This is a genomic window from Desulfomicrobium aestuarii, assembly GCF_055385525.1.
Genome location: NZ_AP042427.1, coordinates 2,635,053 through 2,647,562, shown reverse-complemented (window position 1 = coordinate 2,647,562; position 12,510 = coordinate 2,635,053). Strand labels below are relative to the sequence as shown.

Genomic DNA, 12,510 nt, shown 5'->3' with positions numbered 1-12,510 from the left:
GATGCAACGCGCCATGAAGGAAAGGCTGTGAAAACATATCTCATCACGCTGATTTCATTGATTTTGTTCGTAAACAGTACTGCATTTTCATATGAATGCGGCAATTCTACAGAAGATAACGCATTTTTATCAGATGATTTTTATGAATTTTCCAATATATTCATAAATGATCAGTATTTCCAAAAAAAACACTCAAGCGATCATGTTATAATCTTACTTATTGATACAGAGTCTTATTTAATTCCTCAAAAGATTAAAAAATCAATTGATAAAAAAGATATAAAATATCCAACAATACCTTCATTCGATATATTGAATGAAGATAAGCAAAAATTAAAAATAGTTCAGATTGATAAGAATAATGCTGAAATAATCAGATCGAAAGACGATACAGGGCTTCTTGTGAAATATCATTTTAAAAAAAATAAATGCTGGAATCTATATATGATTGAAGACGATTCAATATAAAATCGAGGGAGTGATATGCCTTTCAAAAAAGCTATCGACACCATTCTTCCTGAACAGGCCGGGAATTCGGCCCACACAACGGCGCCCTTCGGGGAAGAACGCCCATCCGGGCCTCACGGTGGAGTGGATTTCAATTACGAAGGAGGCCAGACAGGGATCAACCTGAACCACCCTGCTCTGCACTCGCCCGTGTCCGGAACAGTGGAAATGCCTCCGGTTGGTGGGCAATACGGCACAATCGGAATTCGCGACGACAAAGGCAACCTGCACCAGTGTCTTCATACTAACACCCAACGCGTTCGGAACGGCCAACAGATACGTGTCGGAACTCCGCTGGGAACTATGGGGGGAAGGGGACCAAAAGGCAGTGATCACTACTCGCAGCATGTCCATTACCAGATGAAAAATGCTGACGGGGAAATCATCAACCCACAGCAATGGTGGGATAACAGCGCCAACAGTCCCTGGTTCACTTTCGAGGTCGAGGGCGGGCCCGATTTCGGTGTCTTCGCCTTCTCCGGCACCGAGGAGGTGCATCGGCCCTACGAGTTCGAGATCGAACTGACCCACGAGTCGTCATCCCTGGATTTCTCCGGCCTCCTCGGCCGGCCCGCCTGCCTCTCCATCGCGGACCGGAGCGGCGGCGCCCGCCACGTCCACGGCATCGTCCGACACTTCAAGCAGTTGCATACCGCCAATCTCCGAACCCACTACCGCTGCCTGCTGGTCCCCCGTCTGTGGTTCCTGGGCCTGACCACTGACCACCGCATCTATCAGAACATGAACGTGCTCCAGATCATCGAGCAGGTTTTGAAGGAACAGAACTTCACGGGCGACAGCTACGCCTTCAAGTGCTTCCACGACTACGCCGCCCGCGAGTACTGCGTGCAGTACGGCGAGACGAGCCTGCACTTCATCTCCCGTCTGTGCGAGGAGGAGGGCGTCTATTTCTACTTCGAGCACGGCCCGGACCGGCATGTGCTGTGCTTTTCGGACCGCGAGGGCGGCCCCCGAATCGGGGGCGAGAGCCGGCTGCGTTTCCATCCCGGCGCGGGGACCGTCGTGGACACGGCAACCATAAGGCGCGTCCTGCTCGGCCAGGCCATCCGCAGCGACTCGTCCACCTACCGCGACTGGAATTTCGAGAAGACGCGGCTGAACCTGGAGGTCGGCGAGCGGGAAACGAGCCACGTCAAGGCCCCTGTCCCGGCCGGGATGACCCTCGAACGCTACCGCTACCCGCACCTCTACCAGTTGCAGCGGGAGGGCAAGCGCTACGCCCACCTCGAGTTGCTGCGCCAGTTGAGCCTGGGCCTGTGGATCGAGGCCGAAACCGACGTGTCCAGGATGAACCCCGGTTTCGTGTTCGAGATGTTCGGCCACCAGCGTCAGGAACTCAACGCCCGCTGGTGGGTCGTCCGGGTCGAGCACCGGGGCGAGCAGCCCCAGGTGCTGGAGCACGAGGCCCCGGACCGGGGCATGAGCTACGGGGCCAGGCTGCTGGCCATCCCCGACTCGACGCGTTTCGTGCCCGCGTCGGAGCATCCCAAGAACCGCGTCCTCGGGGATCAGACGGCCATCGTGACCGGCCCCGAAGGCGAGGAGATCTTCCCGGACCGGTACGGCCGGGTGAAGGCGCAGTTCCACTGGGACAGGCTGGGCGGATACGACGAGAACACGACCTGCTGGATCCGCGTGTCCCAGGGCTGGGCCGGCGGCCAGTACGGGACCATGGCCATCCCCCGGATTGGTCACGAGGTCGTCGTCTCCTTCCTGGAGGGCGACCCGGATAGGCCCATCGTCACGGGCCGGGTCTACAACTCCGCCAACCCGGTCCCGTACGTCCTGCCCGAGCACAAGACGCGCACGGTCTTCAAGTCCCTGTCCTCGCCGGGCGGGGGCGGCTTCAACGAACTACGGGTCGAGGACAGGAAGGGCCAGGAGGAGATTTACGTCCACGCCGAGAAGGACGTGAACGTACACGTCAAGAACGACTGGAAAGAGCACATCCTGCGCGACCAGCACCGCACCGTGGACCACTTCTCCTATTCGTTGGTGAAGGGCGAGGATCAGCAGGCCGTGGAGAAGGACCGCAAGGTCGAACTCCTGGCCGACGACCATCTGACGGTCAAGGGAACCCGCCATACCCGGATCGGAGAGAAATGGCTGCTCCGGGCCGGGGACGAGGCCCACATCAAGGCCGGGATGAAGACCGTCATCGAGGCCGGTACGGAGTTGACCGTCAAGGTCGGCGGCAGCTTCATCAAGCTCGACCCGTCGGGGGTGACCATTGTCGGGGCCAAGATCCGGATCAACTCCGGCGGCAGCCCGGGCTCGGGCACGGGGGCGAAACCGCTGTTGCCCTTGGACGGGATCGTGCCGGAGGAAGGGCAGGTGCCGTATTGTCAAAAAGTGATTTTCAACAAAGCCCGTGAACTCGATGAGGCGGTCGTCAAGTTATGCCCCTTGGAACGGGGTGCTGGATATGACGCTGGGGCAACCATGCCACAATCAAGTAAAACTGATGACGCAACGACATGCTATACTTAAAACAATCAATATACAAACAGTAAATCACGAAATATTTTCTTTTCAATATGCTTTGATGTGGACGACAACGCATTCAAAAAAGATGCAGAAACATGGATAAAAAGATTAAGATAACATGAAGTGATGCAAGGCGATACTCTTTATATGAGTGTTAGTGTCAAGTTAGGGCCGCAATTTAAGAAAACGTGGATTGCTATATACAAAACATCAATCAATAACAATTTTAATATTGTAGAAGGAAGGATATTTACTCATGCGAGTTTAGGATCAGGCCGTAATCAGGGTCTGGAGTTTCGTGCAGATCCTGACGATCCGTTTGCAAATGATCCTCTTGCCGGTGAAATAAATCTGCAATTATCTGAGATAAATTCGCTTGAAATTTTACCATGGAAAGCAAATGATTCTTTATGGATACATGGTTGTAATACAGGAGTAGAAAGGGAAGGTTGGTCTCCTGCACAAGCATTTTCTTCGATGCAAAAAATTTTTACATACGGAACAACGGGGTGCGCATACTTCTCTGAAAAATACGACTCTTTTGATCGTCATGACTCTTTTGGAGACGACCCGTTATACCTCAGGGCTTACAAAAGAGGAAAAAACATTGGAAACGGAGATGAGTCAACAGGAATACCAATTCCAGAAAAGATGTTTTCTCCATGAAAAATTCATACAAGGAGGAATTAATGCGATTATATTTAAAATTTTATTTTGCATTATTTTACATTTTTATATTTATATATATTATACTCACTGCGATATTTTTTTACAAAATAATTTTTGAATCTAATCATATTGGGATCAATCCTATAAAGTTTATATATATATTTATATTCATCGCTATTTTTTACTCTGCAAATTTATTCATAGTAAGCACTCGCAGAAATTCTATATTTATGTTGTTAATATGTATCATATCGATCTCTGTAATTCACTTTATGAATAATTGTAACATACTTGTTGAATATCATGAATGGATTCAAAGAGGCATGCCTTCAAAGCCATGGGAGTAGATGACTGAAATCATTGGTTGTCATTCATAGTGAAATTCTGTCAAAATAATGAAAACTACAGCCATCATTAGCCTCTTTCTCAAGGGCACATTCCTCTTTTTCACCACGTAATAATTGTTAATATTTGGTAAATATTTGATCAAATTTTGCAAAATTGACCGTGTATAAAGAGAAATATCATGCATGAAGCAGTCAATACGATTGCAGGGCGAAAAATTTGCGATCCCAAAGACGTCCTTGAAGAAGTTCTGAGCAAAGGCTGGAGCGCCTGGCTTGTCCTGGACCCAGGCTGTCACCCTGACGCGCTTGCGCAACTCTACGCCCTGGAGCCCGACAGGCAAAAAACGCTGCTCTTCTTCGATTCCTGCCTGGAGCACATGCACGAGCTCTCCCCCCGCTTCGCGCCCGTGACGCCTGACTCTCCAGTCCTCGACTGGCTCGAAGAACACGACCCCAAAGGATGGGGCATGGTTGTAGCCTCGGATGCGACATCCGAAGACATCCTGGCCCACCTGCGAAGCCTGCTTATGGTCAGGACGGAAGGAGAAAACCTCATCTTCCGCGTCTGGGACGGAAGAATTCTGGCGCGCATCTGCGCCGCCATGCCCGAAGAGACGCAGCTGCTTCTGGGCCCGTTGCGGCTCGTCCTGACCCGCACGGTGGAGGAGGGCTGGGTGCGCATCGACCGGCCCGACCGGCCCGCCGAGCCCGCCGAAACGAGCGGTATCGTCCATTCCTGTCCATGGTACCACTTCAGCACGCGCCACGCCGAAATTTTCAGCGAAGGGCGCGCTCTGGTGATGGCCCGCAATGTTGTCTTTTCCCTATGTGGATCGACTCTTGATGCGCTTCCGCCCATGCCTCCCGAAAATGAACCGTTCCCGGCCTTCGTCGTCCGCCATGTGCGCAGGGGACTCGCCCTGGGGCTGTCCACCCAGGGAGCCCTAGAACTGTTTGTCCGCTGCTGCCTGCTGCACGGGGAATCCTTTCCCGACACCGAGGTCTTTCCCGCGCTCAGGATCTTCGCTGTCGGAAATGTCAATGAGGACGCGGCCGTTTCCGCCATGCGCACCATCTGCACCCAAGAAGGTCATCGTGGCTGAACACGTTTGTCTGGACTGTCCGAAAGAGTACTGGATCGCATTTGTCCTGGAATCATATGGAGAGGAAGTACGGGTGGGCGAATCGGCGCATTCGTTCAGACCCGCCAACGGCTTGGACATGTTCACATGCTTTCCGGTTTCCGGCTCCCAGGAAAAGGCATCCTCCCTGACCCTGGTGCGCAATGTCGTCAGGCTCGACGCGCAGGGCTCCCCGGCCAACGACGTGTCCATCGACTATTTCCTCTGTCAGGACATGGAAGCCCACGTTAACCTGCGCGCGGAATCCCCGCACCTGAAGGTGTTGCCATGAAAAAAATGGTCAGGCTCAAACACGCCACGGATGACTACGTCGGCCCCAGAATCCACGAAAAGACGCCGCAGGAGATGTTTCACCCCGTGTGGCCTCCAACTGCGAGCTGAACCGGACCCATGTCTTCCGAGTCAAAAGGGGGACCCGTGGCCATCGTCGTGGTGCCGGGGGTCATGGCGTCGCGGTTGAGCAATCTGGACAATGAGCCAGTTTGGGACCCGGATAAATCTTGCCTTTGACACCTATCCCGTCAGCAGTCCCGGCGAACCGCCGAAAAGCGTTATCACCATAATACCTTGGGCCACAATGAACGGCTTGCAACTGCGTATTCTGCAATAATGATGAGGAGCCTCGCTTGATCGCTTCCTGGAATTACCATGGTGCGGGAAACGACCCGGAAAAGCCGATGATGGAGATCAAGCTGACCTGCCCCGAAAGCGCCAAGGAAGACGCCCTGCGCATGTGGGACGCGATCATGAAGAATTTCAGCACGGTGCGGGAATACTACGGACGGAGGTCGTGAACTCCGAAGTGCAACCACCCGTTGTGATTGGGGAAAAGGAAAGGGCAGGCCCGAGGACCTGCCCTTTTTGCGTCTAGTTGGCGCCCGGCTGTTTTTCCAGGTGGCCCGGGTTGTAGAGATGGCGGTCGCCCGCGGCAGGCGGCGTCCACTGGTAGATCCAGGTTTCGGTCAGGGGGCGTCCGTCGGCCTCAAGGTAGAGGCGCAGGTTGATGGGGTTCTGGGTGTCGTCCGGCGGCACGACGTCGAACATGCAGCGGAAGCCGTTAATGGCGTGCTGGGGACGGACCGAGGTGATCTCGATGCGGCCGGCCGAGGTCTCCAGGACCGGCTTGATCTTGGTGTCCTTGCCGATCATGGCCAGGTCGCCGCCGGAGAAGTCCACTGCGAAGCGCTGGCTGTAGTACTTGCGGATGACGCCGACCACGCCGCCCAGGCCCGTGAAGGTGTCCACGACCTTGCCCAGTTTGGTCTGGGACGGGGGATTGGTGCCCCAGTACATGTTGTAGCTGTAGAGCAGTTCCTGGCCGGCCTGGACGGGCTCGGCCGGGTTCCAGAAGGCCACGATGTTGTCGAAGGTCTCGTCGAGGTTGGCGATCTCCACCAGTTGCACGAAGCCGGTGCCCCACTGGCCGATTGGCTCGATCCAGACGCTCGGGCGCTTGTCGTAGAACACGCCGTCGTCCTGGTAATGGTCGAAGTTCTGGTCGCGCTGGACCAGGCCGAAGCCGCGCGGGTTGTTGTCCATGTAGGCGTTGAAGCGCAGGAAGGGCGGGTTGTTCAGGGGCCGCCAGAGCCACTCGCCATTGCCGTTGTGCATGGCCAGGCCGTCGGAGTCGTGCAACTCGGGGCGCCAGTCGTGGTTCATGCGGCGGTCGTTCTCGCCGACCATGAACATGCTGGTCAGGGGGGCGATGCCCAGGCGCTCGATGGCCTTGCGCGGGTAGACGGCCGCATCGACGCGCATGGTCAGCATCTGGCCGGGGCGGATGTCGAAACGGTACGCGCCGGTCACGCTGGGCGAGTCGAGCAGGGCGTAGACCGTGGCCGTGTCGCTGCCGGGACGGGGCTTTTCCAGCCAGAAATGGGTGAAGGTCGGGAACTCCTCGTCGCGCGGCAGGGCCGTGTCCACGGCCAGGCCGCGGGCCGACATGCCGTACTGCATCTCGCCGCCCACGGCGCGGAAGTAGCTCGCGCCCAGGAAAGCCACGAGGTCGCGGGTCCAGTCCGTGTGGTAGCGCAGGCGAAAGCCGGCGAAGCCGAGGTTCTTGGGCAGGTCCTTTCCTTTGACGCCGGACTTGCCGTAGGTGAAGAGGTCGGGGGTGTAGTCGAGCTCTTTGACCTTCCCGTCCTGAAGTTCATAGATGGTGATGGGCGTCTTGAAGAAGAGGCCCAGGTGGAACAGTTCGGCCCGGAACAGGGACGCGTCGCTCTTCCACAGGGCGTGCTCCGAGTCGAAGGCCAGCTGCATGTAGGCGTCCCAGCTCAGGTTCTTGAGGGATTCCGGGATCTCGCCGGCGTGGTCCACGTAGGGCTGCTGCGCCAGATGGCGGGCGCGGCCCTTGAGCCAGGCGTAGTCGAAGTTGGTGCCGCCGGTCGGAGTCGGCAGGTCCGTGGCGGCCAGAGCTGCCGTGGACAGGACAAGGGATGCGCCAAGGAGGATCGTGCAGAGCAGTATGGCAAGGGGATGACGCTTCATGGTTCGTTTCTCCGGTTATTCCGAAAGTTCCTGTTTGGTCACGGCCTCGGACTTGATGCGGTCCAGGAGGTCGGCGAGGGCGGGCTTGACGTTTTCGCGGATGTCGCCGGCCACGATGAGGAAGAGCAGGTCGTCGCCCGGCACGTACTCGCCGCTTCTGGCTTCGGCCACCGCGCGGAAGATGCCCGGGCGGGCCTCGATCTCCTTGCGGATTGTCTCGACCTTGGTCTGATCGACCTCGATCTTCACGCGGCCGACCTTGCTCTTGTCCTTGCGTGACCAGGCCCGGACCACGCCGTTGTGGACCAGAACCATGCCCACGTTCTCCCGGAAACCCGGTTCCGTCTTGAGTTCCGCTATCTTTTTGCTGATGTCCATGGAGTCCTCCTTATCGGGCTTCCAGTTCGTTCAGGTGGGTGCGTGCGAAGTCCAGGCCCGGGTCGAGCCGCAGGGCCTCGCCCAGCAGTTCCCGCGCCTTGTCCGCGTTGTTCATGAATTTATGGCACAGGCCCAGATTTGCAAGATCCATGGCCGAGCCGCTGTCCAGACTCAGGGCCAGTTCGAAATTGGCCGCGGCGCCCGCGTAGTGCTGTTGCTTGAAATACGCCACCCCGCGCAGGTTGAAGTACTCCTTGACCTCGGGGCAGTGATCCACGGCCCGGTCCAGGTGCGGGATGGTCTCGGCCCACAGGCCTTGCTGGGACAGGGCGTAGGCCTGGTAGAAGGCGGCCAGGCCGCGGTCGTCGCGTTCGGGCTGCTGCGGCTCGGCCTCGGCGAACCAACTGGCTGCCCGGTCGATCTCGCCCCGGCGCAGGTCCACCAGGCCCCGGAAGAAGGGCAGGTAGTGGGCGTCGGGATAGACTTCTTCCAGTACGGACAGGCCCGCTTCGGCCTGGTCCGGGTCCATGTCCTCGGCCAGGATGCGGCCGACGAAGAGGCCCAGGGAGGCCATGGGCGTGCGCTCCCGGAACAGGAAGCCCGGGATGAAGTTGTAGTTGGCCGGGATGCCAAGGCCCGGCTGCGTGGTGTCGACGGAGAAGAAGGTGAAGCCCTGCTCATTGAGCCGCGCGCAGAAGTTCACGAGCTCCGTGGCGATGTCCGCGTCCTGGTTCGAGGGCAGACTGTGGATGGAGACCGTGGGGCCCGACGTCAGCCAGCCGAACTGGTCGGGGTGGGTGAACTTGGGCAGGCCCGAGGCTTCGTAGTTGCTGCAGCTCTCGAAGTCGCCGCCGAGCTGGGCGATCTCGGTCAGGGCGCGGATGGCCGCCTTCTGGGGCGAGGAGGCCGTGCCGGCGGTGAAAACGATCTCGCTCGTGTGCGGGAAGGTGCCCGGGTCCATGACCAGGGCCGCCACCGTGGGCACGGGCAGGCCGAGGCTGAAATCCTTGAGCCAGACCTTGAGGCCGTTGCGGATGAACTTGTAGTAGAGTTCGACCAGCACCGGGTCCGTGAAGGAGGCCGGGTCGATGCTTGGCGTCTCCTGCCGCGTACGGTCGACCACGGCGCAGACGTGGCGTTCTACCAGTTCGCAGCCGCCCTGGAGCATGGACTCCTCCAGGGTGTTGCCAGCCGAGGAGCCGTTGAATTCGTTGAGCTTTTTGAACCAGTCCAGAGGGGCCATGTATTCGCGCCCCGTGCCGATGTCCGTGACCGGCGTGAAGCTCCATGGCAGGAGGTCCAGGATGCGGGCCGCGTCCTCTTCACGGGCCTTATCGGCCACGGACTGGATCAGGAAGGAGATGGGCAGCAGGCTGTCGCCGAAGGCCTGGCGGGCCTGGGACCAGGTCATGGGCCGGAAGTTGCCGGGGTTGTTCCAGAAGGAGAAGTAACTGAAGCGCTCGGCCAGCTCCATCAGCGCCGAGGCCTCGGCCTGGGCCGGGGAGGCGCCTTTGCCCATCTGCTTGCGGGTGGGCATGACCTCGCGCGCGTCCTCGCCACAGATGGACATGAAGACGGGGATGCCCAGCCGGCCGGTATCGATGCGCCGGGTCTGGGCCAGGATGCGCTTGCCGGAGCGGGACAGGGCCTCGCGGGCCCTGGCGACGGTTTCCTCGGGTGTGCAGGTCTTGTCCAGGTCCGTGACGTAGCCCTTGGGGCAAGGGTTTATTTTGATCATAATGGTCCGAATTGAAACGGTTTGGGTTGGCGCGGTTCCGGGCGGCCGGAGAGCCGGTCGGGGAATCCGCAGAACGCCGTTGTGGCGGGGGTTCGCGCACAAGTCAATGGGCTTTGTATTCGGGCCGCGGTGTGCTAGAAATCAAAAATTAGTCTCAATCCGATCCACAAGGAGCGTCACATGATCGACGGACAACGCTTTCTTCTCGGCGGGGCGGACGGGGCCGGCGTGTACCAGCTGGCTGCCATGGGCAACCGGCACGGGCTGGTGACGGGGGCCACGGGCACCGGCAAGACCATTACCCTGCAAGTCCTGGCCGAGAGCTTCTCGCGCATGGGCGTCCCAGTCTTCGCCGCGGACATCAAGGGCGACCTGTCCGGCATCGCCGCGCCCGGCAATCCCCACCCGAAGATCGATGAACGCCTCGCGCTCATGCCGGCCGAGGGGTTCGCCTTCGAGGGCAACCCGACGGTCTTCTGGGACGTCTTCGGTGTTTCGGGGCATCCCCTGCGGACCAGCGTCTCGGAGATGGGTCCCCTGCTGCTCTCGACGCTCATGGAGCTCAACGAGACCCAGACGGGCATCATGTACGCCTGCTTCCGCATCGCCGACGAGCAGGGTCTGCTGCTCCTGGACCTCAAGGACCTGCGGGCCATGCTGGCCTTCATGGCCGAGAACGCCTCCGAACTTCGCGGGACCTTCGGCAACATCAGCCCGGCCAGTGTCGGGGCCATCCAGCGGCAGTTCCTGGTGCTGGAGGAGCAGGGCGGGGACGTGTTCTTCGGCGAGCCGGCCCTGGCCCTGGCGGACCTCATGCACACGGATTTTTCCGGGCGCGGGGTGATCTCACTCCTGGACGCGGCCGGCCTCATGGCCCGCTCTCCCAAGATCTACGCGACCTTTCTGCTGTGGCTCCTGTCGGAGCTCTTCGAGCAGCTGCCCGAGGTCGGCAACCCCGAGCGCCCGAGCCTCGTCTTCTTCTTCGACGAGGCGCACCTGCTCTTCGACAATGCCCCCAAGGCCCTGGTCGACAAGATCGAGCAGGTCGTGCGCCTGATCCGCTCCAAGGGCGTGGGCGTCTACTTCGTCACCCAGTCGCCGGCCGACATCCCGGACGAGGTCCTGGGCCAGCTCGGGCTCAAGATCCAGCACGCCCTGCGGGCCTACACCCCCAAGGAGCAGAAGACCGTGCGCAGCGTGGCCGAGAGCTTCCGGGCCAACCCGGCCTTCGACACGGCCGCGGCCATCACGGAACTGGGGACAGGAGAAGCACTTGTGTCCGTCCTCGACGCCAAGGGGCGCCCCGGCGTGGTCGAGCGGGTGCTGGTGCGGCCGCCGCAGTCCCGGATCGGGCCGCTGACGGAGCCCGAGCGCGCCCAGATTCTCGGCCGTTCGCCCCTCAAGGGCCGCTACGAAGCCATGGTCGACCGCGAGTCGGCCTTCGAACTCCTGCAGGCCAGAGCCAGGACCATGGCGGATCAGGCCCGCGACCGGACCGAGTCGGCGGCGCGCGAGAAGGAGGAGGCGGCCCGTGGCGGGGCCTTCGACTGGCTGACGGGGACTTCCCGCCGCCAGGGACTGGGGGAGGCCATGGTCAAGAGCGCGGCGCGAACCATAGGGACGCAGCTTGGGCGGCAGATCCTGCGCGGTGTGCTCGGCTCCATCTTCGGGGGCCGCAAGTAGCCGCGGCATTCTGGGCGGGAAAAGAAAAAGGCCGGGAAACCGGCCTTCATAGTCGCATGGAGCGGGAAACGGGATTTGAACCCGCGACTTCAACCTTGGCAAGGTTGCACTCTACCACTGAGTTACTCCCGCGTTCGAAGAGTCGTCCCTAATCGGACGTCGGCCGGGAGGCAAGCATTTTTTCCGACCGGCCGGAAAAAGAAAAGGCCGGTCGGACCGGCCTTTGTCTTCTGGAGCGGGAAACGGGATTTGAACCCGCGACTTCAACCTTGGCAAGGTTGCACTCTACCACTGAGTTACTCCCGCGATTGGAGGCGGCATCCAGATTTGAACTGGAGAATGGAGGTTTTGCAGACCTCTGCCTTACCACTTGGCTATGCCGCCTGATCTGTGGAGCGGGAAACGGGATTTGAACCCGCGACTTCAACCTTGGCAAGGTTGCACTCTACCACTGAGTTACTCCCGCTCAACGAGGAGTCGTGTTTATAAAGGCCGGTGTCGGCTGTCAACCAAAATCTGATTTTTTCTTTTCACCTGGCCGACAAAGGATTATTCTTATCAAAAGAGGCGTACGCATCCCCCGGGGGTTTACTTTTTGGTGGTCAGTGAATACTAACTCTCTCTCCTTAGACAATCGGCCTGTTCAGGAGGACGTACCATGGAAGCCAAGGACCTTGAGTTCTTCAGAGAATATTTGACCAAGATGATTGACGACATCCAGCGTCAGGGCGAGGCGACCATCGAGGAAATGTCGGACAACGTGGAGTACTACTCCGATCCCGCCGACAGGGCCTCTGCCGAGTCAGACCGCACTTTCACCCTGCGCCTGCGCGACCGGGACCGCAAGCTGATCAAGAAGATCAATGAGGCCCTGGACCGCATCGACGACGGCTCCTTCGGCGTCTGCGAGGACTGCGGCGAGGACATCGGGATTCCGCGCCTCAAGGCGCGCCCCATGACCACGCTGTGCATCGAGTGCAAGAGTCGCCGGGAAGAGGAAGAGCGGTTGCGCGGCGACTAGGGCCGCACCCCGGTCTTCAAGTTCATC

At 59.0% G+C, this 12,510-nt stretch carries 12 protein-coding genes and 4 tRNA genes; 8 read left to right on the top strand and 8 right to left on the bottom strand.

The features are described 5' to 3' along the window. Positions 1-27 precede the first annotated feature (27 nt). From ACZ5AC_RS12005 to ACZ5AC_RS11995, 3 genes are all read left to right on the top strand, one after another. Positions 28-468: a hypothetical protein gene (locus tag ACZ5AC_RS12005; protein ID WP_464247837.1), complete on the top strand. Its 441-nt coding sequence runs from the start codon at positions 28-30 to the stop codon at positions 466-468. A gap of 15 nt (positions 469-483) precedes the next feature. Further along, positions 484-3,018, top strand: coding sequence for a type VI secretion system tip protein TssI/VgrG (gene tssI / locus ACZ5AC_RS12000; protein WP_464247836.1), 2,535 nt, complete (start codon positions 484-486; stop codon positions 3,016-3,018). A 123-nt stretch (positions 3,019-3,141) separates the two neighbouring features. Beyond that, positions 3,142-3,681 (top strand): hypothetical protein, encoded by a 540-nt coding sequence (locus ACZ5AC_RS11995; RefSeq protein WP_464247835.1) that lies wholly within the window; start codon positions 3,142-3,144, stop codon positions 3,679-3,681. A 370-nt stretch (positions 3,682-4,051) separates the two neighbouring features. Here ACZ5AC_RS11995 and ACZ5AC_RS11990 read toward each other — a convergent pair whose 3' ends face one another. Next, positions 4,052-4,414, bottom strand: coding sequence for a hypothetical protein (locus ACZ5AC_RS11990; RefSeq protein ID WP_464250642.1), 363 nt, complete (start codon positions 4,412-4,414; stop codon positions 4,052-4,054). Between ACZ5AC_RS11990 and ACZ5AC_RS11985 the strand changes: the two genes are divergently transcribed. The 3 genes from ACZ5AC_RS11985 (at position 4,310) to ACZ5AC_RS11975 (ending at position 5,967) form a co-directional block, all read left to right on the top strand. After that, positions 4,310-5,134, top strand: coding sequence for a DUF4123 domain-containing protein (locus ACZ5AC_RS11985; RefSeq protein WP_464250614.1), 825 nt, complete (start codon positions 4,310-4,312; stop codon positions 5,132-5,134). The two genes, ACZ5AC_RS11990 and ACZ5AC_RS11985, sit on opposite strands and share 105 nt — an antisense overlap. A 118-nt stretch (positions 5,135-5,252) precedes the next feature. After that, on the top strand, positions 5,253-5,444 hold the full coding sequence (locus tag ACZ5AC_RS11980) for a hypothetical protein (protein WP_464247834.1): 192 nt from the start codon (positions 5,253-5,255) through the stop codon (positions 5,442-5,444). A 355-nt stretch (positions 5,445-5,799) separates the two neighbouring features. Then, positions 5,800-5,967: a hypothetical protein gene (locus tag ACZ5AC_RS11975; RefSeq protein ID WP_464247833.1), complete on the top strand. Its 168-nt coding sequence runs from the start codon at positions 5,800-5,802 to the stop codon at positions 5,965-5,967. A gap of 73 nt (positions 5,968-6,040) precedes the next feature. Here ACZ5AC_RS11975 and ACZ5AC_RS11970 read toward each other — a convergent pair whose 3' ends face one another. The 3 genes from ACZ5AC_RS11970 to ACZ5AC_RS11960 are packed head-to-tail and all read right to left on the bottom strand — an operon-like array spanning position 6,041 to position 9,779. Beyond that, on the bottom strand, positions 6,041-7,663 hold the full coding sequence (locus ACZ5AC_RS11970; protein WP_464247832.1) for an OpgD/OpgG family glucan biosynthesis protein: 1,623 nt from the start codon (positions 7,661-7,663) through the stop codon (positions 6,041-6,043). 15 nt (positions 7,664-7,678) lie between these two features. Then, positions 7,679-8,041: a molybdenum cofactor biosynthesis protein MoaE gene (locus ACZ5AC_RS11965; protein ID WP_464247831.1), complete on the bottom strand. Its 363-nt coding sequence runs from the start codon at positions 8,039-8,041 to the stop codon at positions 7,679-7,681. 10 nt (positions 8,042-8,051) lie between these two features. Further along, positions 8,052-9,779: a YcaO-like family protein gene (locus tag ACZ5AC_RS11960; RefSeq protein WP_464247830.1), complete on the bottom strand. Its 1,728-nt coding sequence runs from the start codon at positions 9,777-9,779 to the stop codon at positions 8,052-8,054. 180 nt (positions 9,780-9,959) lie between these two features. Between ACZ5AC_RS11960 and ACZ5AC_RS11955 the strand changes: the two genes are divergently transcribed. Then, positions 9,960-11,462: a helicase HerA-like domain-containing protein gene (locus ACZ5AC_RS11955; RefSeq protein WP_464247829.1), complete on the top strand. Its 1,503-nt coding sequence runs from the start codon at positions 9,960-9,962 to the stop codon at positions 11,460-11,462. 57 nt (positions 11,463-11,519) lie between these two features. On the opposite strand, the gene ACZ5AC_RS11950 is transcribed toward ACZ5AC_RS11955, so the two are convergent. The 4 genes from ACZ5AC_RS11950 to ACZ5AC_RS11935 all read right to left on the bottom strand — a co-directional run bounded on the left by ACZ5AC_RS11950 (position 11,520) and on the right by ACZ5AC_RS11935 (position 11,928). After that, positions 11,520-11,594 (bottom strand) — tRNA-Gly (locus tag ACZ5AC_RS11950). A 99-nt stretch (positions 11,595-11,693) separates the two neighbouring features. Continuing rightward, a tRNA-Gly gene (locus ACZ5AC_RS11945) sits at positions 11,694-11,768 on the bottom strand. Between the two features lie 3 nt (positions 11,769-11,771). Further along, positions 11,772-11,846 (bottom strand) — tRNA-Cys (locus tag ACZ5AC_RS11940). A 7-nt stretch (positions 11,847-11,853) separates the two neighbouring features. After that, positions 11,854-11,928: transfer RNA gene (locus ACZ5AC_RS11935), tRNA-Gly, on the bottom strand. A gap of 192 nt (positions 11,929-12,120) precedes the next feature. Between ACZ5AC_RS11935 and dksA the strand changes: the two genes are divergently transcribed. Then, on the top strand, positions 12,121-12,483 hold the full coding sequence (dksA, locus tag ACZ5AC_RS11930; RefSeq protein ID WP_028577928.1) for an RNA polymerase-binding protein DksA: 363 nt from the start codon (positions 12,121-12,123) through the stop codon (positions 12,481-12,483). The last annotated feature ends 27 nt before the right edge of the window (positions 12,484-12,510 follow it).

Bases quoted from the DNA above. Each gene is read 5' to 3' on its own strand.
- tssI (WP_464247836.1), top strand. From the start codon at position 484: ATGCCTTTCAAAAAAGCTATCGACACCATTCTTCCTGAACAGGCCGGG.
- ACZ5AC_RS11995 (WP_464247835.1), top strand. From the start codon at position 3,142: ATGCAAGGCGATACTCTTTATATGAGTGTTAGTGTCAAGTTAGGGCCG.
- ACZ5AC_RS11980 (WP_464247834.1), top strand. From the start codon at position 5,253: ATGTTCACATGCTTTCCGGTTTCCGGCTCCCAGGAAAAGGCATCCTCC.
- ACZ5AC_RS11970 (WP_464247832.1), bottom strand. From the start codon at position 7,663: ATGAAGCGTCATCCCCTTGCCATACTGCTCTGCACGATCCTCCTTGGC.
- ACZ5AC_RS11965 (WP_464247831.1), bottom strand. From the start codon at position 8,041: ATGGACATCAGCAAAAAGATAGCGGAACTCAAGACGGAACCGGGTTTC.
- ACZ5AC_RS11960 (WP_464247830.1), bottom strand. From the start codon at position 9,779: ATGATCAAAATAAACCCTTGCCCCAAGGGCTACGTCACGGACCTGGAC.
- ACZ5AC_RS11955 (WP_464247829.1), top strand. From the start codon at position 9,960: ATGATCGACGGACAACGCTTTCTTCTCGGCGGGGCGGACGGGGCCGGC.
- dksA (WP_028577928.1), top strand. From the start codon at position 12,121: ATGGAAGCCAAGGACCTTGAGTTCTTCAGAGAATATTTGACCAAGATG.